Source organism: Nocardia sp. NPDC051321 (genome assembly GCF_044455225.1).
Taxonomy (GTDB): Bacteria; Actinomycetota; Actinomycetes; order Mycobacteriales; family Mycobacteriaceae; genus Nocardia.
Window position 1 is genome coordinate 269,554 of record NZ_JBITEM010000001.1, and the last position, 21,903, is coordinate 291,456.

Sequence of the window (21,903 nt, forward strand, 5' to 3'; positions counted from 1 at the left end):
CGCTCAGATCACCACGACGCCGGACGACGTCCCGGCGCGCTGAACCCTGTTCTGCAAGAGCCCCGGGCGGATGCCCGGGGCTTTTCGCTGTGGTCATCCGTCCTCGACGACGAGGAGTCTCAATGTATGACCATCGAAAGCTCGGCCGCGAACTCGGCTTGTTCGACACCGATCCGTTGATCGGAGCCGGATTACCGTACTGGCTACCCGACGGCGCGATCGTGCGCCACAGCCTGGAGGAATACATCCGCACCGCGGAACGGCAGGCGGGCTACCAGCATGTGTACTCTCCGGTGCTCGGAAAACGCGAACTGTACGAAATCTCTGGACACTGGGCGCATTACAACGACGACATGTACCCGCCGATGGACCTCGGCAGCGAGCAGGTGGTGCTGCGTCCCAGTCTGTGCCCGCACCATGCGGTGATATACCGGTCCCGGTCGCACAGCTACCGGGAACTTCCGCTGCGGATGGCCGAACTCGGCGGGATGTACCGTGCTGAATTGTCCGGAGTGCTGGGCGGTTTGACCCGGGTACGGTGTATCCAGCTCAACGACGCGCATATCTTCTGCACTCTCGACCAGGTCGCCGACGAGGCCACCGCCGCGCTGGCATTGATCGGCTCCGCGTATCGGGCAATGGGGATCAGCACCGCCCGATACCGATTGTCACTGCCGGGCGCAAGCGGCAAATATGTTGCGGCACCGGAGATGTGGCAGCGCGCGAGCAAAATTCTGAGCGAGGTACTCGACCGGTCACGGGTGCCGTACGAGGCAGTCGAGGGCGAGGCCGCGTTCTACGGCCCGAAGATCGATGTCCAAGTGACCGATCACGCAGGCCGCGAATCGACCCTGTCCACCGTGCAGGTCGACTTCTATCAACCCGAACAGTTCGACCTGCACTACACCGGTGCCGATGGTGCGAAGCATCGGCCGGTCATGGTGCACCGCAGCATCATCGGGAGCGTCGAGCGCGCGGTCGCGCACCTGATCGAACAGCACGGCGGCGCCTTTCCCGCCTGGCTTGCGCCGCTTCAAGTGGCGGTGCTGCCGATCTCCGAGGCCGAGGTACCGGCCGCCGCGGCGCTACGAGACCGATGCCTGCGCGCGGGCTTGCGCGTACAGGTTGTCGATGCGGCAGCAGGAAGCCTGGGCGCGCGGGTGCGGGAAACCCGTTTGGTGCCATACCAATTCATTCTCGGTCCGGCCGAAATCGCGAACGGCGAGGTGGCGGTACGACTGCGAGACGGTCGCCGCCTGCCTGCCCAGGCCGCAGACTATGCAGTAGCGCAGATCCGTGCGCTGATCGAGAGCAACGAAACCCGTTTGTGGACTGACTGATTCCAATCAATCCCGACTACCTGTCCTTGCGTAGCTCGGACCGGTCAGGGCACGAGGGTCCAGGGGGCCGGGGCGGCGGCGGGACCGCCGCCAGGAAATGTCTGGTTCGTTTCACACGAGAGGGTGATGGCGTTGGCGAATATGGCGCTGAGCTGATATCCGTCGGCGGGATAGGCCTGTGTTTCGACGACCCCGTTGGGGTATGGCGGTTTTCGATTCGGCGGCCACCCGATGGTGTTCCATGCGGACTCGAGATCGGCCAGCGGCGACTGGGACGAGTCGCCCAGCAGTTTGTAGCTGAGGGAGTAGTACTCGGGGCGGGGAAAAAAGGCACTGCCGGTCCCCGTTGGCAAGACGGCCCCCGGTGATGTCGTCCGTCCGGCGTCCGGTTGCGCCTCGAGGTAGGTGCCCTCGGGCATGGCCCGGATGGTTTGCGACAGGTAGTCGATGCAGGTGTCCTGGGCTTGCTGGGCATTGGCGGGCGGTGCGGCTTGTGCCGGTCCAGCGAATGCGGCGACCGCCACCAATGCTCCGATGCCTGGTAGCGCCCGGATAGCAAGTTTCTGCATGCCACTCACATCCTAAAAGTTGGATTACCGAAAGTTTGCTGAGGCCGACTGTAGCACCCGTTCGGAGGTATGTCACGCGTCACAATCGAGGTAGGACTCGGCGCGGTGGAGGCTATGGTGCGGTCTCCACCGCGCCGATCGGTCAGCCGAACGGCTGCGGATCATTCGTTATTCTGTCCACCAGCTGTCGGTCCAATCGCCGCCGGCCCAATCGCCCGGCCAGTCATCCTCTGTCGAATCATCATCAGGCAATTCGTTGTCCGTCCATTCGTCTTCTGTGCCTTCATTGTTCGGCCGCTGGCCGTCCGTCCCCTTGGGCGGCTTCGGCGGCTCGTTCTGCTGGCATGCGGGCGCGACCGGTCCATTGCTTCCGGTGTCGAGGAAGCCGTCACTGACCCACTTGCCGTTGTCGAGCTTGTTCCACAGATCGGTGGTGCCCCACTTGCCGTTCAGCCGGTCACCGCGGGCCGTGCAGGTGATCTTCACGACGTCGCCGTTACGGACCGTGCCGACTACCGAATTCCGGGTGCCAGGACCGGAACGCAGGTTGACGTTCCGATTGCGGTCGGGGTAGGGGCGGACGACGCCCTTGGCAAGTGTCGGATTGGGTTTGGGGTCCGTCGGTGGCTTGGGCTCGGTCGGCTTGGGGGTCGTCGGTGGTTTCGGATCCGTCGGCGGTTTGGGATCCGTCGGTGGTTTGGGATCCGTCGGCGGTTTGGGATCCGTTGGGGGAGTCGAATCGTCGCCGCCGCCGAAGTTCGTCAGCCTGCCGCCTGCCCGCACCTGCTGACCCTCGTGCTGGGCGTATCCGCCGTAAGCCTCGGGACCTTCATGGAATGTCCAGCCACCGAGGGTCACACCGTTGACGGGCACCGGCTGCGCACCCTTGTAGAGCGACATATGCACATGCGCCCCGCTGGCGAACCCGCCGCACGGGAGCTGAGTACCGGTGTGGCCCAAGTAGGTACCCGCGGCGATCTGGGTGCCGTCGGCGGCGCCGATGATGTCGGTCATGTGGTAGTAGGTGGTGGTGTAACCGTTGTTGTGCACGATCTTCACCTCGGCGCTTCCGTTGCGCACGCACGTCTTGTAGATCCGGCCCGCCGCAGGGGCCATCACCCGGCCGTCGCCGCCGTTGAAGTCGATCGAGTTGTACGGCCTGCTGGTACCGCTGATGCCGTGCGGTCCGCCGCCCATGTACCAGGCCTGGCCCTGTTTCCACGGGAGGGACAGCGCGGTGTTTCCCGAACGTGGTTGCGGCGCAGTCAAAGCCGCTTTCTCGCCGCCGCTCACCACCGATTCCGGCGCGTCGCCGACCATGCTGCCGAACTCTGGGGTGCCTTCCAGCGCGACCGCCCAATCGCCCTCGTCGTCGAGTTTCGCGACATATAGCGTGGATTTCGGCGTTTCCTCGCTCTCGCTGTCCTGTGGGACGGTCGCGGCGCCGAAGACCCATTCGCCGTCGCTGCGGATGCGGTCGATGACCGGAGGCTTGTCGCTGGTGACGTCCTTAGTGCTGGGTTGCGTCGCGAGGGTGTCGGTGATCGCGTCGTCCAGGCCGTCCGCGGTGGGTTCCGCCGCGACCGGGCCGATGGTAATCGTCAAGCCGATGGCGGTGGCGAGGACGAGTGTGGTGATGGCACTGGGGAATATCCAACGTCCGAGGCGGCGTGGATTGATCGATCTCAAGATGAGGCAACTTTCTCCGTCGGTCGTGACAATCGTCTATCGAGGGGCCGAAACGGCCGGTGGGAGAGGGGTGTCGGCATATAACGTATCGGTCACGCTTGCCGGATCGCATGCCCACTTCCCAGCCGAAAGTGTAGGCTAGGCGATTAGTGAAAGATGGAAAGATTAGCCATTCTATAAATAGAGTTAAGCCAGGGATTCAATAATTATGAATCCCTGGCTTCGATATGTTATGGGCGGCATCGAGAATTGGGCAGTGATGCATGGATCGCATTGCGCTTGCCGGAGTGGCGCCGCTCTGAGCACCCCTTGGGCCTGCAAGCTTGCCTCGTCCCTCGTTCGCATCGTGGCTGTGCCTGGCCGGTAAGCGGGGGGCTACGAATTCAGTACAGTTGTTGTTCCTGGCTCACCCTCGCGACTCGTTCTCTATGGCGAATACTAGAGGATTTGAGAAACCTTATAGGCAACCCCGCCTTTGATCAGATATCCCGATCCGACGCACACGATATCGTTCAACCATGCATATTGCGCCGCTCCGGTTTCAAAGAGCGGTGCGGTCCGAAAATAATACCGTGCAGGATCGATCTCACGGCTTTTGATCGGGTCGGCGATATCGGTGCGAAGTTCGGGCGGGACGGTCCACCGCCCCCCATATGACATATGGATCAATGCATCGTCGTGTGTACGCAGCGTGAGCCGGACATCCACGGTCATCGCCCGGTCGGGACGAAACAACGTCCAATCACCGCCGCCCGGCACCACTTCCCCGCGCAGCCTCGGCCCCTCGAACGACCCGCCCGCGGCGCCGAACAGGATGCGCCGACCGTACGGCCCGGCGCCGATGTCCAGCTGTGGGTTCAAATCGACGACCACGTCGAACAGGTGCGTGGTCCGAACCTTGCCGACATCCTGCACTCGTGGGTCCCTCGTCATGTTTCGGCCGCTGCCGGTATCTATGGTCATCAAAAAAACGTACGGCCGTACGTATTTATAGTCAAGAGTGGGTTGAGATGCCGTCGACATCACTCCAGTACGCCTAGGGCATTGGTCTTTTCATGGGCGCGCGCGATAACTTGATCGGGTGATCAGCAATTCGGTACCCACGACGGCGGGAGCATGGCGGGCGGGTGACGACGCCGCGGTGTCGTTGCGGGAGGCGACGGTGGCGTGGGCGCTGGCCGCGCACGCGGAACTGTCCGAGATCGCTACGGGGTACGGGCATTTCATCACCGTCGGCGAGCTGGCCGAGCGGGTGCAGGAGGTGTCCGGGGTGCACACCGGGGCGCCGACGCGCACGTGGATGGATGCCATCCTGCGCAAGATCGCGCGACGCTGCCACAAAGCGGGGGAGCCGCCGCTCACCGCGCTCTGCGTGCGGCAGAACCACACAGTCGGCGACACCTACAAGTACGTGCTGGAGCTTGCCGGACTGCCGATCCCGGACGACCTCGAGTTGCACGCCGCCTACGCCCGCTGGCAGTGCTACGAGTTCTACGGCGCCGCAATGCCTGCCGACATGGCGGTCCCGCCGCTCACGCCCAAGGTGGCCGGGCGCCGTGCGCCGAGCACCGTCGCGCAGGTCGAAACCAAACCGCAGCCGTCCCGTCCGGCGGTGTGCGCGCAATGCTTTATCCAGTTGCCCGCCAACGGAACCTGCGAATACTGCGGGTAACGGCATCCGTCCGCACACACAAAAAGGCCCGCGCTCGCAATGAGCACGGGCCTCTCGTTTCCCAATTCTCGGGGTGCGTCGTCACCTATCGATCACGAAACCGCGCCGATGAAACCGCCGATGGCGGCACCGATGGCGCAACCGATGATGGCGCCGACCAGGAAGAACCAGATTCCGATCACAATGCCGACCAGGCAGCCGACGAAAGCACCGGCCAGGATGGCTCCGCCACCGCCGACGGTGTGCACGAACGGCAGGTCATGCGAGCTGGTCGCGGCGACCGTCGGACCACCAACCGGGGTGAGGGTCAGCGCGGTATCACTGGTCAAAGCCGGTGTGACGGACATGGTTTGGCCCGTCTCGGCGCGCAGCGTCGTGGGGATCGCGCCGATGACGGCGCCGTCGTCGGCGACCACCTGAACCGCGTCCGGCGTCAGGACGAACCTGCCGGAGGCCAAAGTGACCAGGGCGTGCGAATGATCGGCTGCCAACGTCGTCGTGTAGCCGACCGAGCCGTCCATTCCGCTGACACTGATGTCGGCCAATTCGGCTTCGCCGTGTGCCGTCGCCATCGTGATTCCGGTGGCCGCTATGGCGAATATCGCTGTCGCTACCAACTTCTTAACAAACATGGTCTTTCCAATCCGTGCGGGTTTCCTTTGACGTTCCCCCGACAAACGGCACCGGACGTAAGATCATGATGCGCTGGTGGCTGATCACTGTCTATTAGGCATTTCCCCTGATCAAAGCATATTTTTGGTTTGGTTTGAGCCCCTGGCGTTGGGGGACTTCGCCCACCGCCCGGTCACGGCGACGGAGTCTGCTGATCGGTGCTGGGCGCAGGGCAGGGATCGCCGGTGAAGGGCAGACCGAGTGCCCGATGCACCAGAAAGCCCACGGCCGGGGAATCGGGGAGTATGCCGTGGTGGAAAGTGTCGGTCGGGCATAGGTCTTGCACCCAGAGATTCTCGACGGTGGCATCGCGTCCGGCGCGCAGGAAGGTCGCTTCGGGCGGTGTGACGACGTGATCGACACGGGTCGCGATCGCCGTGTAATGCACGCCGGGTTCGGTGTCACCGCCCGCGTTGAGGGCCCGGATGAATTCGCTGCCCGTCAACTGTTGCGCCGCCGACGTGCCGAGCACCCTGGCGATCACGCCGTCCGAAATTCCGGACGCGCTCCCCGAGGGGAGAAAGACCCCGAGCCCATCGGCCGTGGTGCCGTGGTTGGTGCCTGCGATGGTGACGAGGTGGTCGACCTTGTTGCGGCGCGGATCGCCGCGATACGCGCCCCCGTCGAACCGTAGATATTGCCTGGTCAACGGCGCGCCCTGCGAATGCGCGACGATATCGACCTTCGCCGCACCGGTGACGCCGCGCACCCGATCGATGAATGCCGCGAGCTCCTTGGCGGACGTGCGAATATCCGCGGTACCGAACACCCCGGGGGCCGCGCCGCGCATGCTGAATGGCGCGTGTCCGTAATTGAGTGAAAATACGCATACGCCAGAAGCTTTCAGCTCCGGAGCCAACGTGTCCCAGGAGTTTTGATTGCCCCACGTGCCATGCACGAGCACCACCGGATCCGGCCGTTTCGTATTCGGGACGCAAGTCCAATCGTTCGCCCCGGTCGGCGCGACGCTGCCGTCCGCAACGACTTCGGCGAAAGCCGGGACGGCCGCAACCATTCCGGCGACCGCGAGCGCCACGGTCAAACTGATTCCCCAGCGATACCGACGTGATTCACCCGCATGCATCGAGACACAGCTCCTTTCACCGGCCAAACAGCTCTGCGCGGCAAATCGGATGCCAATCTCGTCACCAGGTATCGATGGCTCATGCAACCATCGGAGCGAATGAGTGGCAAACATGCGGCCGGAGTGGCGCGATAAAGGTTTCGCATTCGACCGATCCGCGGACTTGGCAACAGAGCGCGCCGTAACCCTGCGGGGCGCTGCGAATTCTCAGGCTGGAACCAGGGTTTTCCCGGAGGTCACCGCCTCGTCGTCCTGCCAAGCTTTGGAGCGTGAAATCCCCTGGAGTGCTGCTGATCTCCGCACCGCTGTTCTTCTCCGGATACGGCGTGATCCGGCTGTTCGGCCTGGGGGACGGCCGATACGGGCCCGGCGTCGATTGGCAGGCCGCGCATATCGTCGGCCTGATCGGCATGGTGCTGTTCATCCCAGCGGTGCTCGGACTGGAACATCTGCTCCCGCAGGGCAATTGGCGCACCGGGACGGTGATCGTCACGCTGGTCGGGCTGGCGGCGTCGATTGTTCAGTTCGGCGCGGATATCGCGTTCGCGGCCATGGCCGAGGACAAGGCCGACATGTCCAGGCTGAGCCATGAGTTCTCGGCTATACCCGGTGTTCGGCCTGCGTTCTACGAGGTTGGTCCGCCGCTGTTCTTTCTCGGCCTGATAGTGCTGACCGTGCTGCTCACCCGCGCGGGCCGGCTGCCGTGGTGGAGCCCGGTGGTGATGGCGGTCAGCACGATGGTGCCGATGCTCACGCTCGATCTGATTCCGCTCGCGGGCATCGGCATCGTTGCGTCGGTCGTCGCACTCAGAACGGACACTGACGAATTCGAGGCGACGTCGGCGGTCCGGGCCAACGGCTGAACGGCTGAACGGTTGAACGGAAAAGGATTGCCGCCTCGGCGGTTCACCCTGGTAGGAATACGTTCATGTCGCCTGAACCCAGCCTGTTCGCGGGAAATGATCTTGCGACCCGCGTCGAGCGCGCCGAACGGTCGCTGATGGAAGAGGGCGCTCGCGCCGCCGCGCAGCGAGAGCCGCGGGTGCTGCTACTCCCCATCGGCAGCGGCTTGGCCGTGTGGGCCGGGCCGAACTCGCCCCTCGACAAGGTTGTCGGCATCGGCATGGGCGACGAGTTCGACGACAGCGCCCTGGACGTGGTGGAAGCGGCTTTCGCTGAGCGTGACGCACCGGTCCAGTTCGAAGTCTCGACTCTGGCCGATCCCGCCGTGGTCGAACGACTGACTCGCCGCGGCTACGTGTTGACCGGTTTCGAGAATGTGCTCGGCCTGCGACTCGACGCGGGAAGGCAGGCGAATTCCGCTGCTGGAGTCGACATCTCGGCTGTTGCTCCGGACGAGTTCGACACCTGGCTGAATGTCGTCGCCGACGCCTTCGCCGCGCCGGACACCCAGGGCGTGGCGTCGCACGAGGAGTTTCCCCGTGCCGCCCTCGACAACTCGATTCGCGACATCGCCTCGGCCACCGGCTTTTCCGGCTCGCTAGCCCGCATCGACGGCGTCCCCGTCGGTGGCGCCAGCCTGCGCCTCGCCGATGGTGTCGCCCAGCTCTGTGGTGCGGCGACCCTTCCGGCCTTCCGCCGCCGCGGCGTCCAAGCCGCGCTGCTCTCGGCTCGCCTGGCCGCGGCCGCGTCGGCAGGCTGCGACCTCGCCGTCGTCACCACGCTCCCCGGTTCGCAGTCGCAGCAGAACGTGCAAAAGCTCGGGTTCCAACTCCTGTACGCCCGAGCGATTCTCGTCCGTCAGGTCTAGCTTCCGGCGACTCGGTCACGTCGCCGGGACCGCGAATTCAGCTGACCAGCACCGTGTGTATTCGGTTCTGCGGGTCCACCTTTCGGCGGATCTCATCGAGCAGCGGGTAGTTGTGCGCGTAGTAGCGCTCCATCGGCTCGCCGGATTCGAGATAGTTGACGTACGCGCCCGCCGAGTATGGCGCGACGAGGTGGTGCGCCTCGGCGATCCAGGCGGCGGCCTGCTCGTGCGGGATCTGTTGGTAGTTGCCCCATTCCACGAGGGCGGCGTGCTCGCGCCACGGGAAGGCGGTTTCCGTGGGGAGGGTGTCGCGGACGGCACCGTCGAGCGTGTTGATCTGGACCCAGCCGGTGCCGCCGGCGCGGGAGTGCGCGGTGATCGCCTCGATGATCGCGGCGATGGCGTCCGCGCCGAGCTCGGTGACCACGTCGGAGCCGCAGGTGAAGGTGGCACGCGGCTGGGTGGCGTTACCGCCCGCCAGATACATGACCGTGTCCATGTGGTTCAGGCTCCGGTACTCCACATTGAGCGGCTTCGCGGTGGCCGCCATCAACGCGACCGCCGCCCTGATGCCCTCCTTGGCCGGGCAGACCAGCTGCATCCAGCATTTCAGCCCGCCCTTCCCGTCCGCGTCCACGCTGACGCAGGCCCACTCGGCGGGGTCGGCGGTGCCGAGCCAGGTCGACCAGCCGGCGATTACCTGGGCTGCGAGCTCGCCGGGGAAAGCTAGTTGCACAACATCTTTCGGCGTCGCGGGACAGGTCCGGTAGGTGAGCGAAGTGATCACGCCGAGATGCGAGCCGCCGCCGCGGACCGCCCAGAACAGATCCGGCCGGATGGTCGGCGAGACCTCGGTCACGGTGCCGTCGGGCAGCACCATCGTCGCGGCGGCGAGCCGGTCGCAGGTCAGCCCGTAGCGGCGCGATTCGAAGCCGAGGCCGCCGCCGAGGGTGAGCCCGGCGATGCCGACCATCGGGCACATCCCCGTGGGAATCGTCTGCCCGAACCGGTCGAGCTCGCGGTACACCGCGTTCAGCGTCATGCCCGGCGCGACAACGGCTTCGCCGTCGCGATAGGTCACCCCGGACAGCTTGCGCAGGTCGATGATCATCGCCCCGGTCGCCGAGGAGGAGCCAACATAGGAATGCCCACCCGCGCGGGTCGAGGTGATCAGCTCGTTCTCGGCGGCAAAGGTGACCGCGGCGGCGACGTCGTCGACCGTCTCGGCACGCACCACGGCGGTCGGCTTTTCGTCGTCGAACCGCATGTTGAAGATCTGCTTCGCCGCCGGATATTCCGCGTCGGTCGCCAGCAAGACGCGGCCACGCACCCGCTTGTCGAGCCTGCTCCAGTCCACGCCCGCCGCAATCCGGCTGGACGGCAGCGGCATCGGCTCGGCACGCGCGATCCGAGCGCCGGAAGGGCCGGGCAGACCCGCCAGTGCCCAGCCGGTCAGGCCGATGCCGAGTGCGCTCCGCAGGAAGATGCCGCGCGAGAAGTTGGTGTCGATCCTCCTAGCCTAGGGTCGTGACCACCCAAAACAGCGGCGCGACACCTGCGGAGGCTGCCAAGGCGCACCCCGGGCTACGACGGTGTCCTCCTCTCGGAGTATGGGTGTGGCCGGAAGTAGTTCCTTAGAGGGATGCCGAAAGCGGTCGCCCGAGCGATGTGCCCAACCCATGCCCGGCAAGACAATTCTCGTATGCGAAGTGCAAGCTACATCGCCGCCACCGTTGCAGAATTGCGCCAGCACACCGCCGCCGACAAGGCGGCCTGCATGGTCAGCCAACGTGCGATGTTCCCGCGCCGCGGTCGCATCGAGCTCCGCGAGCAAGCTCTGGTGTTGTCCGACTGGAGTGACACCGGCGATCTGACCCTGTCGCGCGCGGCCATCGTCTCGCTGCGCCGCGAATTCACCTCGCTCTACGGCAGATTCATGGGTGGCCTGCTCAATGCGGGCAAGCCGCTGATTCTGCAGACGACAACGGCGGGCGAGATCTATATCCTGATCAATCGCCGCGAGATTTCCGAGTTCACCAGCAATCGCCGGTGGGAAGCCGCGATCGCCGCGTGGTGCGAGTCGTAGCGGTCCGCGCGTAACTGCCGCCGCGCCAAGCGAATTGACCGCGACGGTCTAGTCGCGCTCGGTGGTTGCGGTGAATCGGTGCTGATAGGTGCTCGGTGGGATGCCGAGGTGGTGCTGGAAGGCGCGCCGGAGGGTGTCGTCGCTGCCGAAGCCGCTGCGGGCGGCCGTGGTCGTGACGGAATGTCCTTGATCCAAGAGCATTTGGGCTTGTTCGAGGCGAACCCGCTCGAGGTAGCGGGCGGGGGTGGTGCCCAGTTCGCGACGGAACAGGCGGGTGAGCTGGCGCGGGCTGGTGTTGGCGAGCCCGGCGAGCACGGGAACGGTGTAGGCCCGGGTCGGGTCGGCGTGCATGGTGTCGAGCAGAGTGCGCAGGGTGTTGTCCCGCGGTGCGGGCGTGCGAATCGGGACGGAGAACTGAGATTGGCCGCCCGGTCGCTGCAGGAAAACGACCAATGAGCGCGCCACGTCGCGGGCCAGTGCCGGGCCGTGGTCCTGTTCCACCAGGTGCAGGGTGAGATCGATGCCCGCGCTGATGCCCGCCGCCGTCATGATCGGGCCGTCGGTGACGAAGATGGCGTCGGGATCGACCTCGACACCGGGGTTGCGTCGCTGCAGGGTCGCGGCGTGCCGCCAATGCGTGGTGGCCCGGCGGCCATCGAGCAGACCCGCGGCGGCGAGCGCGAACGCTCCTGTGCAGACCGACGCGACCCGCGGCGCACGTTCAGTCAATCGCGTTACGGAGCAAACGAGTTCGTCCGGCAGCGGCGCGGAGACCAGTTCCTCGGAGCCGGGCACCACGAGGGTGTCCAGCTCGCGGAGGTCCTCGGCGGCGTGGTCGACGTCGAAACGCAACCCGGTAGACGAGCGCACCGGTGCGCCATCGGGAGAGATAAGCGTGATCCGGTAGTTCGCGCCGCACCGGTTGGCCTCGGTGAACACCTCGCTCGGCCCGGCTACGTCGAGCAGCGTGACGCCGGGAAACACCAGCACGCCGACCACGTGCGGACGAGGCCGCCCGCTCATTCGGGCCACGAATTGGATTCGATGACCTCGACGAAATCGGTACGGACAAAGCCGGGCAGGAAGTGGGCGAGCACGTCGGCGTTGACGGTCCCGAAGGTGCTGTCGGGGCGATCGGCGAACCCGTTCGTGAACGCGGCCAGGATCTGTCGCTTGAAGTCGGGGCGCGGATGCGCCGCGGTGACGGCCGCGAGGTCGGCGGGGTCGAGGTCGCGGTAACCGATACCGAGGACATCGGTTTCCACCCCGGCCGTCACCAGCGCGATCTCGGGTGCCATGTGCTCGGGTATGCCCGGCGTGGTGTGCAATGCGATGGCCGTCCACACCCGCTGCGCCGCCTCGTCATCGATGCCGTGCGTGGCGAGGAATCGGCGGGCCTCGTCGGCGCCGTCGACTTCGAAACGCTGGTGTGCGGTGCGATAGGTGTCGGTGAGCCCGAGATCGTGGAACATCGCGCCGACGTACAGCAGCTCGGGATCGGGCTTCAGCCCGCGCCGCTGTCCCTGCAGCATCCCGAACAGATAGACGCGCCGGGAGTGGTGGAACAGCAGCGGCGGCGCGCTGGCACGCACCAGTTCGGTGGCCTCGGCGACGAGGCGGCTGTCGGGAATCGCGATGCCTGCGACATGCTCTGTCATGGGAACGCTCCTGTAAACGACGGTGGCTGACCTGTCCCAGAATGCGTGCTGCGGCGGCTCGGCCGCCGTGTCTGTTCGGACCGATGCACCGCAGATCGGGACATCCTCCGCCTTCCGGGCGCACGTATCAAGTGCGCCTCGGTGACCACGTGTGGTCGGCGTGCCATAGGTGCTGGTGTTGGCGGTCGTGGGTTAATGAGCGCATGGTCATTCGCTGGCTGGTTGCGGCATCGGCGGCCGGGGTCGCCGCGCTGATGGTGCTGTTCATTTACGTCATCATCGCGGTGCGGATTCCCGCGCCCTTCGTGGTGCTGACGCATGTGGTGAGTGACTATGGGCTGTACCTGGTCCCGCTGGGGCTGGCCGGATTCGTGTTGTCGCTGATCGCTTTCGGGAAGAAGGGCCGGGTCGGCGTGCGCCGGGTGGCGGGGGCGACCGGGCTGGTGTGCCTGCTCGGCGTGGTCGCCGCGGGCTTTCCGATGGCGGCGTCGTGGGGTACGGCCGTGCGGCAGGACGCGACGCTGTCGATCGGCGACTACCTGTCCGGCGGCACGAACACCGGCGCACCGGTCGAATCGTTGAGCACCGTGTACAACACCGTCGACGGTCAAGACCTGAAGCTCGATGTGAAACTGCCCGAGGGCGCCTCGGATCGACCGCGACCCGCGGTGGTCTGGGTGCACGGTGGCGGCTGGCGCAATGGCGATCGCGGGGAGGTGCCGCTGTGGCATAAGTGGTTGAACGACAAGGGATATGCGGTCTTCGCCATCGAATACCGGATGACGCCGCCCGCGCGCTGGAATCAGGCGCCCGCGGACGTGAAGTGTGCCGTCGGCTGGGTCAAGCTGCAGGCGGCGAGGTACGGGATCGATCCCGAACGGGTGATGCTCGCGGGCGGTTCGGCGGGCGGCAATCTCGCGCTGATGGGTGCCTACGGCGACGATCGGATCGCGCCGAGTTGCGCGGTCACCGACACGGCGGTCAAGGCGGTCGCGGCGTTCTACCCGGTGCCCGACCTGGCCGAGGCGTGGCGCGACACCGGTCTGCCTGCGCGGATGCACACGTTTCTGCATGACTACACCGGCGGCACCCCGGACCAGGTGCCCGACCGCTACAAGGCGGCCTCGCCGGTCACCTATGTCCGTCCGAATCTGCCGCCGACGCTGCTCATGCACGGCAATCGGGACCATGTCGCGCCGTACCGCGGCTCGGCCGAACTCGCCGAACGGCTGCGTCGGGTCGGCGTCGAAAATCAGTTGCTCGCAGTGCCTTACGGCGAACATATCTACGATTTCACCTGGGAGAACTGGGGCACTCAGCTGTCACGGCAGGTCTTCGGCAAGTTCCTCGCCGAGCACTTCCCGGCTCCTTGATCTCGCGTGCGCGTTCTCGGTCGACCGCCCGCCAGGATGACGGCTGCGCCAGATCCAGAACACCGCACACGCGACGAGTGCCCAGCCCGCGAGCACCAGGAACGGCAGCAGGTGTTGGTGCGCATGGAAATACACCGCGGTGTGCTGCGCGTTGACCGACGCGCCCGGCGGCAGCCAGCGGCCGATATGGCCGAGCAACGAGGGCAGCAGCGGCCAGGACACCGCACCGCCGGACGACGGGTTGCCGAGCAGCACCATCAGACCCCAGGTCGGCAGGATCGCCCACCGCCCGAACAGGGTGTTGAACATGGTGAACACCATGCCGGAGGTGAACATCGTCAGCGACAGAATTCCCCAGGACTCCAGAAACGGCAGGCGGACCGCGCCGAGCACCCAATCCGTCACCGCCGCAATGGCAAAGCCGCCGCACGCCGCGTACAGCACGGTGAAGCCGATCCGTTCGACGGGGTTCAGCGCCGACGCGTGCACACTGAATTGGGTCGCGCCGACGAATCCGATGATCACCGCGGCCAGCGAGATATAGAAGATCGCGAGCCCGCGCGGATCGCCGCGCTGCAGCGGCACGACATCGGTCACCTCGACCGGCATCCCCAGCGCCGGACCGGCCGCCGTGGCGTCCTGGGTGATCAGCTGTGCGACCGATTGCCCGGACGCGCTGGAGATATCGAGACGCACGCCGGGCGGGCGCTCGGTGACGATGGCGAAGACCTGCTGATCCTCGATGGCCGACCGCGCTGCCGTGGCGGTGTCGTAGTGGCGAATAGTCAGCGAATCATTTAGCGAGCGTTGCATCTCCGTGAGGAACCGCTGCACCGAAGCATCCTGCTCCGGTCCGATCACGGCGATCGGAATCTGGCGCGGCGTCGGATTCGCCAACGCGTAGGTGTACGACCCGGCGAACAGACCGGCCGCAGCGGTCACCAGCAGCACCAGCACCGTCGCGGGCAGGTACGGCGAGGCCCGCACCATCGCCCACCACTCGGCCCGTGTCCGTCGCCGCTCATGCTGACCATGCGGGTTAGCCATCCCCGCACACTAGGTCCCACCAGTGCGGATGCCCACTACCCGCGCGGCCTGTCGGCTGCCGGAACACCGGGCCGCCCGAAATTACATAAGCAACTTAGATAAATAAGTGATACATTCTGACCATGTCAGCGCAGCGGCGTGGCCTCGAGGCCGACGACCTCGCTCGGGTGATGGGTGCGTTCACGCGGGGGTCCGTCCGGCTTCCGAGTGCTGAGAAGCATTCCTTCACCACGCTTTCGGTGCTGCACACGTTGGCCGGTAAAGGGCCGATGCGGGTGTCCGCGCTGAAGGTGACCGAGCAGATCACTCAGCCCGCTATCACCCAGCTCGTCAGCAGACTCGAACGCGATGGTCTGGTCGAGCGACGGCCCGACGTCGAGGACGGCCGGGCGGTGCTGGTTCAGATCACCGAGGCGGGGGCGCGGATCGTGCGAACCCGTCATCGAGAGCGGGTCCGTCGATTCACCGAGCTGATGGCGACGTTGACGCCCGAGGAACGAGCGACGATCAGCGCGGCGCTGCCCGCGCTCGAACGCATGGCAACGCTGATGGACACCGAGCGCGGGTCCATGGCTGCCGCTGTGCCGGAAGGACTTTCATGACATCGACGTTCCCCCTCCATACATCGCCGATCCATGTCGCCGATGACGTACTCGACGATCTCGCGGCGCGACTTCGGCTGACCAGATGGCCCGACGACGTCGGCAACGACGACTGGCACTACGGCGTGAGCCGCCGGTATCTCCAGGAGCTCGTCGACTACTGGATCGACGAATACGACTGGCGCAAAGCCGAATCCGCGATCAACGCCTACGAGCACTACCACGTGCACATCGAGGGCGTGCCGATCCACTTCCTGCGCAAACCAGGTGCAGGCCCGAACCCGACCCCGTTGATCCTCACCCACGGCTGGCCATGGACCTTCTGGCACTGGGCCAAGGTGATCGACCCGCTCGCCGACCCGGCGGCCTTCGGCGGTGACCCGGCCGACGCGTTCGACGTCATCGTCCCCTCGCTGCCCGGTTTCGGCTTCTCCACCCCGCTGCCGAACAACCCCGACATGAACTTCTGGAAGGTCGCCGACCTCTGGCACACGCTGATGACCGATACCCTCGGCCATCCGAAGTATGCCGCCGCGGGTTGCGATGTCGGCGCCCTCGTCACCGGCCAACTCGGCCACAAGTACGCCGACGAGCTGTACGGCATCCATATCGGCTCCGGCCAGAAACTTAGCCTCTTCACCGGTGACCGCGCCTGGGATCTCAGTGGGGGACAACCGATTCCGTCCGGACTGTCCGAGTCCGCCTACCGGCAGCTGCTCTCCCTGGAGCATCGCTTCGCCGTTCACCTGGCCGCCCATGTGCTCGAACCGAGCACCCTCGCCTACGGTCTCACCGACTCACCCGTCGGCCTGCTCGCCTGGATCCTGCAACGCTGGGTCACCTGGAGCGCGAACCACGGCGATATCGAGACCGTCTTCAGCAAAGACGACCTGCTCACCCACGCCATGATCTTCTGGGTCAACAACGCCATCGGCACCTCGATCCGCTACTACGCCAACGCGAATCGCTACCCATGGACGCCCGCGCACGACCGCGTCCCGATTGTCCGGGCGCGCACCGGTATCACCTTCGTCGGCCACGAAAACCCGCCTGGCGTAAGCACTCCCGAGCAACGAGTGCAGAGCTGGCTCGGCAGCGACCGTGCAGGCTGGTACAACCACGTGAACCTCACCGCGCACGAAGCGGGCGGCCACTTCATCCCGTGGGAGGTCCCCGATGCGTGGATCGACGACCTACGCCGCACCTTCCGGCGTTAATCGGGCCGCAGGCCGGGTCTGCGCCGTGACCGGGAGCGGCAGGCGGCCGAGGTCGGGCGTCACTTTGAGCAGTCGCAGCAACGGCGATGTCATGGCCGTGGTCACCAAAGCCATCATGACCAGGATCGAATACAGCTGCACGCCGATGAGTCCCGTGGTCAGACCGATGTTCAGGATGATGAGCTCGGTGAGCCCACGGGTGTTCATGAGGCTTGCCAGCGCACCCGCCTCGCGCGGTGGGATGCGGTTGGCACGCGCGGCGAGGTAGGTGCCGCCGAGCTTTCCGGCCAGCGCGGTCGCCAGGATCGCCAGCATCTCGACGACGCCTGCGCGGTCGAGCGAGGTGAGGTCCACCTGGAGCCCCGCGATGACGAAGAAGGCGGGCAGGAAAACCGAACTCAGTAGTTGCGCACCGGTTTCCACCACCGGCCGATGGGTGCGCGGGAAGATGACGCCGAACAGGAAGGCGCCGAAGATCAGGTGCAGGCCGATCCATTCGGTCGCCGCGCCGAAGCTCAGCGCGCCGCAGACGGCCAGGAAGATCATCGTATTGTTGCTGGTCACCGAGGTGGAGCGCGCGGCGCGGGTGAGCAAGGGACGCACCAGCCACCACATCGCCAGCACCAACGGCACGAAGAGCAGCAGCTTCCACTGCGTGCTCGCGCCGGGCCGGGCAAGACCGATGACGAAGGCGAGCACGGTCCAGGCGAAGATGTCGTCGATGGCCGCGCTGGCCATGCTGAGCTGCCCGATCCTGGTGCCCATCAGGTCGCGCTCGATCAAGATGCGGGCCAGCACCGGGAACGCCGTGACCGCGAGCGCGCAGCCGATGAACAAGGCGAAGGTCAGCCGGTTGTCCTGGTGATATCTCGGCAGCACGACGAGGGCGACCCCGCAGCCGAGCGCGAACGGCACGAAGTACGCGGACAGCGAAACGCCGGCCACGGCACGGCGATTGCCGTGAAACGAGCTTCGATCGATCTCCAGTCCGGCGAGGAACATGAAGATCATCACGCCGACATTCGCGAAGGCGCTCAGATACGAACGGACATCCTGGGGAAACACCATTCCGGAGAAATGCGCGCCGAGAATTGTGGGTCCCGCGATGATTCCCGCCGCGATTTCACCGATTACCGGTGGCTGGCCGAGCCGCTGAGCCAGCCTGCCGAGCAATCGCGCAGCCACCGCGATGAGTACGAGATCCACTAGCAGGAACACCATTTGGTTACTGGACAAGGTCCGCTCCATTTCGAAACGGGCGTGCCGCAGCCCGCCCTCGAAACCATGCCGCGAAGGTCTCCCGGCCAGGTTCGGCGACTCCCCGGAAATAACGATAACGCGCGCCGCAGCCAGCCAGCGATTCTTGAAAGACCTTGAAAGAACTATCCGGTCGTCGGCCGGTCGACCTCGAGCCCCGCCGCCTGTGCCGCCGTGCTCAGTACCGCCTCGACCATCGCGGGGGTGAGTCTGCCAGTGAAGGTGTTCTGCTGGCTCACGTGGTAGCAGCCGAACAGGTGCAGCGGTGCGCGGCCCGCGTCGGCGGGGGAGAGCTGTACGTGCGCACCGTGCCCGAACTTCGGGCGCGGGCGCGGAATGAGCCAACCCGCGTCCGCCAGCACCGGTAGCAGCGCCTGCCAGCCGAACCCGCCGAGCACCACCACGGCGCGGACGGTCGGCGCCAGCAAGGCGAATTCGGTGGCAAGCCAGTGCCTGCAGCGGTCACGCTCGTCGGGAGTCGGCTTGTTGTCCGGCGGTGCGCAGTGCACCGGCGAGGTGACGCGAACGCCGTTCAGCCGCAGGCCGTCATCGCGATGCGTCGCCGTCGGCTGGTTGGCCAAACCGACCGCGTGCATGGCCGCGTAGAGCACGTCACCGCTGCGATCGCCGGTGAACATCCGGCCAGTTCTGTTGCCGCCGTGCGCGGCCGGGGCGAGCCCGACCACCAGTAATCGCGCATCGTCCGGCCCGTATCCGGGAACCGGTCGGCCCCAATAGGTTTCGTCCCGGAACGCGGCACGCTTTTCCCGTGCCACCTGTTCGCGCCACGCGACCAGTCGTGGGCAGGCGAAGCAGTCGGCGACCGCGGCGTCCAGCTCGGCAATGGTGTGGCACACGGGGATCACTGTAGGTGCGGCACCAAGGCGCCGGTGAGGTGGTCGATGGCCACGTGCGCGTGCAGCCGGACGCCGGTGACGAGAAGCGTCGCCGCGGTCTCCACCACCCGGTCGACGCCCGCGACGTGACGGAACGTCGGCAGCGCGGCGTCGACCCACTCCTTCTTGTTGTGCACCGCGGGCACATCCTGCAGGAAGTCGACTGTCGCGGTGGCGTTGTAGGCCTGTGCGCTGTGCTCGGCCAGTGTCGCGAGCCGCTTCTGCACCTCGCCCATATCCGATTCCACGGCGCAGCGGATGGTGCCCCACAGCGTGACGGTCCGGCCGATGATGTTGAACCGCCCGACGTCCTCGATGTGCCCGATCGACACGGTGATCGGCTCGAACGCGTTGACCTGCCGATAGAGCTGGCCGATGCCGGTGAGCACGGCGCCGACGGCGGGCATCGGGTCGATGCCGAGCCATGGCGTCGAGCCGTGCACCTGCTGCCCGGTGACGGTGATCCGGACCAGACAGGAGGCGCCGAACTGGTTGCCGACGCGATAACCGATGTAGCCCTTGGGATATGGCGTGACATGGAAGCCGAACGCCATGGTCGGCACCGGGTCGGCGAGGGCGCCCTGGGCGAGCATCTCGCTGGCACCGCCCTTTTCGTCCACCGGCGGACCTTCCTCGGCGGGCTGGAAGACGAATAGCACGGTGCCGGAGAGCCGATCACGCACGCCACCGAGCACACTCGCGGCACCCATCAGCATCGCGGTGTGGCAGTCGTGGCCGCAGGCGTGCGACACCGGAAACGGGCCGCCCGGGTAGTCGTCGTCGACCACGTGCGCGGCGAAGTCGGCACCGCACTCGTCCGGCACCGGCAGCGCGTCGATATCGGCACGCAGCGCGATCACCTTGTCGCCGGGCCGTCCACCGCGCAGCACCCCAACGACGCCGTGTCCCGCTATGCCGGTGCGCACCTCGTCGAGGTTCAGCGAGCGCAGGTGGTCGGCGATGAGCGCGGCGGTGTTCGCCTCCCGGTTCGACAGCTCAGGATGCTGATGTAGGTGCCTGCGCCAGGCGATCACCTGATCGGTCATCGCCGTGGCGCGCTGGTCCAGTTCGTTGTGGATCGAGCTGTCGTTCATCGGGGGCTCCGTTCCGTGTCGCCGGTGCGGGCAGGTGATCAGCGAGCTGGCTCATGCCAACTATGCATGAGCGGGCTTTCCGTGGGCGCGGCTTTCGCCGTCGCAGGTCATTTGTCCAGTTCGGGACCGTCGTGACCGTGCGGAACAACGGGGACATGTGATCGTGACCACTCGGTCTGTGTTGATAGCATGGCCTTTCTAACCGACCGGATGCTTCGCCCCCGGATTCATCTCGAAAGAGTCTTTCCATGCAGTTTGAAATCGTCGAGCGGGACGAAACGTGGGTTGCCGGGTTGCCGGTGCGCAGCCCTAAACGTGCGCTCGGAGAGCTGCGTGATCACGACCTGGAAGCCGCCTGGGCGACCGTACTGCACCAGGAGCTCGGCGGCCCGCTCGCCAGTGCCTATACCGACTACACCGGCGAGCTCGGCACCTACAACACGCAGATCGTCGGCTACGAGTGCGCGTCCTTCGCCGATGTCACCCGCGGCCATCTGGTGGCCCGGCTGCCGCGCGGCACCTATGCGAGGTTCTCCTCGGTCGGTAACTTCCCGCAGGTGATGACCGACCTCTGGACCCAGATCGCGTACGCCGAGGAACACAACCGGATCAAGCGGACCTACACCGGGGACTTCGAGTGTTATCCGCACGCCTACAAGATCGAGCTCTACCTGGCGGTAGACGCCCGATGAGCGAGCGAGCAATGGGCCCCGTGTGCGTGACGGAGCCGAGCAGCAGCGGGGCACGCTCATGAGTTACGCGATCGCGGTGCGTGGTGAGGCGATTTACGGCGGCCTGGTGGTGCCACGGGTGCGCCCGAGTTTCAAGGTCAGCAACAGCGACCTGATCGAGTTCCTCAAAGACCGGCTGCGCGACCGAAAAGGCGCCGACCGTCCGATGTTCACGGTGTACGTGCCGGACCCGGCGGGTAACTACAACGCGGTGGTCTGCTTCGAGTACCGCGAGCCAGAGTCGGTGCCGATCGGTGATGTCCTGGTGCGCGTGCCGAAGGGCGTCTATGCCCGCTTCGCGCCGAACGGGGACTATCACGATCCGGTCGAGGACGTGTGGGCCCAGGTCGACGACGCGACGGCATCGGCCGAGATCACCAGGGCCTATCGGGAAGAGATCGAGATCTGGCAGGGACCGGATTCGGTGGAGCTGTTCATCTCCATCCTCGTCTAGCTTGCTGTTGGTTAGCTGCACTAGAACCGACCGGTCTCTCTGGTATCTTGCTCAACCGCAAGACGGGTTCTGACCAGGGGGAATTTGCGAGGCGGCATCCAGTTTTCGGAAGATTAACCAGACATCTGGTCAATTCTTGTCGGATGACGGATACTGCCCTAGGCAAACTCGTCCGGAAAGCAGGATTCGGGTGAAGATGTCGGCCCCGGTTCGACGACCGCGTAAGGATGCGGAGCAACGGAGTAGGAACAGTATGGCTGTCGAGGCGAGCAGCGCCGCCGCGCCGATCCGGGTTGCTGGCGGCTTCGGCGGGACGGTAGCAGGTCATTTTCCGCCGGGCCCCGATTCGGAAGATCGCTACCGGACCGATCCGATCTGGTGGGATAATCGGTCTCGTTGGGCAATTGCCGATGAATTGCGCGGCTCGCCGATTCAACTCGGACGGCACGGGCGCCGCGCGTCGGATACCGACCCCGGATTGGTGGGGTGACGATGGGTGACGAGAGCGACCGAAAAGCGCGACTCCCCAGCGCACCGGCCACGATTTTCCCGGATTCCGTGGATACACTGGCGTCGCTTCGTTTCTCGGACCTGCTCTCGGTAGGTGAGCATGAGACCATGGCGTTGGTGCTATGCCTGAGCGATTCGGCCGCAGCCCGGGGTCGTAGCCGACGGCTTCGAAGCCGACGGC

General features: G+C 65.8%; 23 protein-coding genes. 11 read left to right on the forward strand and 12 right to left on the reverse strand.

Annotated features, from left to right (window positions below; translation table 11 throughout):
• Window positions 1-122: 122 nt before the first annotated feature.
• Complete coding sequence (thrS, locus tag ACIA8C_RS01175) at window positions 123-1,340, forward strand: threonine--tRNA ligase (protein WP_397130236.1); 1,218 nt, start codon at window positions 123-125, stop codon at window positions 1,338-1,340.
• Between the two features lie 44 nt (window positions 1,341-1,384).
• On the opposite strand, the gene ACIA8C_RS01180 is transcribed toward thrS, so the two are convergent.
• From ACIA8C_RS01180 to ACIA8C_RS01190, 3 genes are all read right to left on the reverse strand, one after another.
• The gene (locus ACIA8C_RS01180; protein WP_397130237.1) at window positions 1,385-1,909 is read right to left on the reverse strand and encodes a hypothetical protein; all 525 of its coding nucleotides are present in this window, start codon (window positions 1,907-1,909) and stop codon (window positions 1,385-1,387) included.
• Between the two features lie 168 nt (window positions 1,910-2,077).
• On the reverse strand, window positions 2,078-3,598 hold the full coding sequence (locus tag ACIA8C_RS01185) for a peptidoglycan DD-metalloendopeptidase family protein (protein WP_397130238.1): 1,521 nt from the start codon (window positions 3,596-3,598) through the stop codon (window positions 2,078-2,080).
• Window positions 3,599-4,036: 438 nt separating this feature from the next.
• On the reverse strand, window positions 4,037-4,561 hold the full coding sequence (locus tag ACIA8C_RS01190; protein ID WP_397130239.1) for a DUF3237 domain-containing protein: 525 nt from the start codon (window positions 4,559-4,561) through the stop codon (window positions 4,037-4,039).
• Between the two features lie 118 nt (window positions 4,562-4,679).
• Here ACIA8C_RS01190 and ACIA8C_RS01195 point away from each other — a divergent pair, with 118 nt between their 5' ends.
• A complete protein-coding gene (locus ACIA8C_RS01195; protein WP_397130240.1) occupies window positions 4,680-5,270 on the forward strand; it encodes a hypothetical protein in 591 nt (196 codons plus the stop codon).
• A gap of 92 nt (window positions 5,271-5,362) precedes the next feature.
• On the opposite strand, the gene ACIA8C_RS01200 is transcribed toward ACIA8C_RS01195, so the two are convergent.
• On the reverse strand, window positions 5,363-5,902 hold the full coding sequence (locus ACIA8C_RS01200; protein ID WP_397130241.1) for a hypothetical protein: 540 nt from the start codon (window positions 5,900-5,902) through the stop codon (window positions 5,363-5,365).
• Between the two features lie 173 nt (window positions 5,903-6,075).
• The gene (locus ACIA8C_RS01205; protein WP_397130727.1) at window positions 6,076-6,978 is read right to left on the reverse strand and encodes an esterase/lipase family protein; all 903 of its coding nucleotides are present in this window, start codon (window positions 6,976-6,978) and stop codon (window positions 6,076-6,078) included.
• A gap of 317 nt (window positions 6,979-7,295) precedes the next feature.
• Between ACIA8C_RS01205 and ACIA8C_RS01210 the strand changes: the two genes are divergently transcribed.
• Together ACIA8C_RS01210 and ACIA8C_RS01215 are read left to right on the forward strand one after the other, a co-directional pair.
• A complete protein-coding gene (locus tag ACIA8C_RS01210) occupies window positions 7,296-7,889 on the forward strand; it encodes a hypothetical protein (RefSeq protein ID WP_397130242.1) in 594 nt (197 codons plus the stop codon).
• 65 nt (window positions 7,890-7,954) lie between these two features.
• Window positions 7,955-8,797, forward strand: coding sequence for a GNAT family N-acetyltransferase (locus ACIA8C_RS01215; protein WP_397130243.1), 843 nt, complete (start codon window positions 7,955-7,957; stop codon window positions 8,795-8,797).
• A gap of 37 nt (window positions 8,798-8,834) precedes the next feature.
• Here ACIA8C_RS01215 and ACIA8C_RS01220 read toward each other — a convergent pair whose 3' ends face one another.
• Window positions 8,835-10,187 (reverse strand): FAD-binding protein, encoded by a 1,353-nt coding sequence (locus tag ACIA8C_RS01220; protein ID WP_397130244.1) that lies wholly within the window; start codon window positions 10,185-10,187, stop codon window positions 8,835-8,837.
• 312 nt (window positions 10,188-10,499) lie between these two features.
• Here ACIA8C_RS01220 and ACIA8C_RS01225 point away from each other — a divergent pair, with 312 nt between their 5' ends.
• The gene (locus ACIA8C_RS01225) at window positions 10,500-10,883 is read left to right on the forward strand and encodes a hypothetical protein (RefSeq protein ID WP_397130245.1); all 384 of its coding nucleotides are present in this window, start codon (window positions 10,500-10,502) and stop codon (window positions 10,881-10,883) included.
• A gap of 48 nt (window positions 10,884-10,931) precedes the next feature.
• On the opposite strand, the gene ACIA8C_RS01230 is transcribed toward ACIA8C_RS01225, so the two are convergent.
• Together ACIA8C_RS01230 and ACIA8C_RS01235 are read right to left on the reverse strand one after the other, a co-directional pair.
• Window positions 10,932-11,906 (reverse strand): GlxA family transcriptional regulator, encoded by a 975-nt coding sequence (locus tag ACIA8C_RS01230; protein WP_397130246.1) that lies wholly within the window; start codon window positions 11,904-11,906, stop codon window positions 10,932-10,934.
• The gene (locus ACIA8C_RS01235) at window positions 11,903-12,541 is read right to left on the reverse strand and encodes an HD domain-containing protein (RefSeq protein ID WP_397130247.1); all 639 of its coding nucleotides are present in this window, start codon (window positions 12,539-12,541) and stop codon (window positions 11,903-11,905) included. Before ACIA8C_RS01235 ends, ACIA8C_RS01230 begins: the two co-directional genes overlap by 4 nt.
• Window positions 12,542-12,744: 203 nt before the next feature.
• On the opposite strand from ACIA8C_RS01235, the gene ACIA8C_RS01240 reads away from it, so the two are divergent.
• Entirely contained in the window at window positions 12,745-13,914 is a 1,170-nt protein-coding gene (locus ACIA8C_RS01240) for an alpha/beta hydrolase fold domain-containing protein (RefSeq protein ID WP_397130248.1), read from the forward strand.
• Here the strand turns inward: ACIA8C_RS01240 and ACIA8C_RS01245 are convergent.
• A complete protein-coding gene (locus tag ACIA8C_RS01245; RefSeq protein ID WP_397130249.1) occupies window positions 13,864-14,961 on the reverse strand; it encodes an ABC transporter permease in 1,098 nt (365 codons plus the stop codon). The two genes, ACIA8C_RS01240 and ACIA8C_RS01245, sit on opposite strands and share 51 nt — an antisense overlap.
• A 122-nt stretch (window positions 14,962-15,083) precedes the next feature.
• On the opposite strand from ACIA8C_RS01245, the gene ACIA8C_RS01250 reads away from it, so the two are divergent.
• Window positions 15,084-15,563, forward strand: a complete 480-nt coding sequence (locus ACIA8C_RS01250; RefSeq protein ID WP_397130250.1) for a MarR family winged helix-turn-helix transcriptional regulator — start codon at window positions 15,084-15,086, stop codon at window positions 15,561-15,563.
• Window positions 15,560-16,780, forward strand: a complete 1,221-nt coding sequence (locus ACIA8C_RS01255) for an epoxide hydrolase family protein (protein WP_397130251.1) — start codon at window positions 15,560-15,562, stop codon at window positions 16,778-16,780. The genes ACIA8C_RS01250 and ACIA8C_RS01255 overlap by 4 nt, the downstream gene beginning before the upstream one ends.
• Here the strand turns inward: ACIA8C_RS01255 and ACIA8C_RS01260 are convergent.
• The 3 genes from ACIA8C_RS01260 to ACIA8C_RS01270 form a co-directional block, all read right to left on the reverse strand.
• Window positions 16,757-18,016, reverse strand: coding sequence for a cation:proton antiporter (locus ACIA8C_RS01260; protein ID WP_397130252.1), 1,260 nt, complete (start codon window positions 18,014-18,016; stop codon window positions 16,757-16,759). The two genes, ACIA8C_RS01255 and ACIA8C_RS01260, sit on opposite strands and share 24 nt — an antisense overlap.
• Window positions 18,017-18,162: 146 nt before the next feature.
• On the reverse strand, window positions 18,163-18,894 hold the full coding sequence (locus ACIA8C_RS01265) for a uracil-DNA glycosylase (protein WP_397130253.1): 732 nt from the start codon (window positions 18,892-18,894) through the stop codon (window positions 18,163-18,165).
• Window positions 18,895-18,899: 5 nt separating this feature from the next.
• Window positions 18,900-20,027 (reverse strand): M20 family metallopeptidase, encoded by a 1,128-nt coding sequence (locus tag ACIA8C_RS01270; RefSeq protein ID WP_397130254.1) that lies wholly within the window; start codon window positions 20,025-20,027, stop codon window positions 18,900-18,902.
• A gap of 248 nt (window positions 20,028-20,275) precedes the next feature.
• Here ACIA8C_RS01270 and ACIA8C_RS01275 point away from each other — a divergent pair, with 248 nt between their 5' ends.
• From ACIA8C_RS01275 to ACIA8C_RS01285, 3 genes are all read left to right on the forward strand, one after another.
• The gene (locus tag ACIA8C_RS01275) at window positions 20,276-20,719 is read left to right on the forward strand and encodes a GyrI-like domain-containing protein (protein ID WP_397130255.1); all 444 of its coding nucleotides are present in this window, start codon (window positions 20,276-20,278) and stop codon (window positions 20,717-20,719) included.
• 58 nt (window positions 20,720-20,777) lie between these two features.
• The gene (locus ACIA8C_RS01280) at window positions 20,778-21,212 is read left to right on the forward strand and encodes an effector binding domain-containing protein (protein WP_357381642.1); all 435 of its coding nucleotides are present in this window, start codon (window positions 20,778-20,780) and stop codon (window positions 21,210-21,212) included.
• A 253-nt stretch (window positions 21,213-21,465) separates the two neighbouring features.
• On the forward strand, window positions 21,466-21,702 hold the full coding sequence (locus ACIA8C_RS01285; RefSeq protein WP_397130256.1) for a hypothetical protein: 237 nt from the start codon (window positions 21,466-21,468) through the stop codon (window positions 21,700-21,702).
• Window positions 21,703-21,903 lie beyond the last annotated feature (201 nt).

Excerpts from the sequence above, each read along its gene's own strand:
- ACIA8C_RS01250 (WP_397130250.1), top strand. The coding sequence starts at position 15,084 with ATGTCAGCGCAGCGGCGTGGCCTCGAGGCCGACGACCTCGCTCGGGTG.
- ACIA8C_RS01280 (WP_357381642.1), top strand. The coding sequence starts at position 20,778 with ATGAGTTACGCGATCGCGGTGCGTGGTGAGGCGATTTACGGCGGCCTG.
- ACIA8C_RS01275 (WP_397130255.1), top strand. The coding sequence starts at position 20,276 with ATGCAGTTTGAAATCGTCGAGCGGGACGAAACGTGGGTTGCCGGGTTG.
- ACIA8C_RS01225 (WP_397130245.1), top strand. The coding sequence starts at position 10,500 with ATGCGAAGTGCAAGCTACATCGCCGCCACCGTTGCAGAATTGCGCCAG.
- ACIA8C_RS01180 (WP_397130237.1), bottom strand. The coding sequence starts at position 1,909 with ATGCAGAAACTTGCTATCCGGGCGCTACCAGGCATCGGAGCATTGGTG.
- ACIA8C_RS01285 (WP_397130256.1), top strand. The coding sequence starts at position 21,466 with ATGGCTGTCGAGGCGAGCAGCGCCGCCGCGCCGATCCGGGTTGCTGGC.
- ACIA8C_RS01190 (WP_397130239.1), bottom strand. The coding sequence starts at position 4,561 with ATGACCATAGATACCGGCAGCGGCCGAAACATGACGAGGGACCCACGA.
- ACIA8C_RS01215 (WP_397130243.1), top strand. The coding sequence starts at position 7,955 with ATGTCGCCTGAACCCAGCCTGTTCGCGGGAAATGATCTTGCGACCCGC.
- ACIA8C_RS01240 (WP_397130248.1), top strand. The coding sequence starts at position 12,745 with ATGGTCATTCGCTGGCTGGTTGCGGCATCGGCGGCCGGGGTCGCCGCG.
- thrS (WP_397130236.1), top strand. The coding sequence starts at position 123 with ATGTATGACCATCGAAAGCTCGGCCGCGAACTCGGCTTGTTCGACACC.
- ACIA8C_RS01235 (WP_397130247.1), bottom strand. The coding sequence starts at position 12,541 with ATGACAGAGCATGTCGCAGGCATCGCGATTCCCGACAGCCGCCTCGTC.
- ACIA8C_RS01255 (WP_397130251.1), top strand. The coding sequence starts at position 15,560 with ATGACATCGACGTTCCCCCTCCATACATCGCCGATCCATGTCGCCGAT.
- ACIA8C_RS01245 (WP_397130249.1), bottom strand. The coding sequence starts at position 14,961 with ATGGCTAACCCGCATGGTCAGCATGAGCGGCGACGGACACGGGCCGAG.
- ACIA8C_RS01270 (WP_397130254.1), bottom strand. The coding sequence starts at position 20,027 with ATGAACGACAGCTCGATCCACAACGAACTGGACCAGCGCGCCACGGCG.
- ACIA8C_RS01230 (WP_397130246.1), bottom strand. The coding sequence starts at position 11,906 with ATGAGCGGGCGGCCTCGTCCGCACGTGGTCGGCGTGCTGGTGTTTCCC.
- ACIA8C_RS01200 (WP_397130241.1), bottom strand. The coding sequence starts at position 5,902 with ATGTTTGTTAAGAAGTTGGTAGCGACAGCGATATTCGCCATAGCGGCC.
- ACIA8C_RS01220 (WP_397130244.1), bottom strand. The coding sequence starts at position 10,187 with ATGCCGCTGCCGTCCAGCCGGATTGCGGCGGGCGTGGACTGGAGCAGG.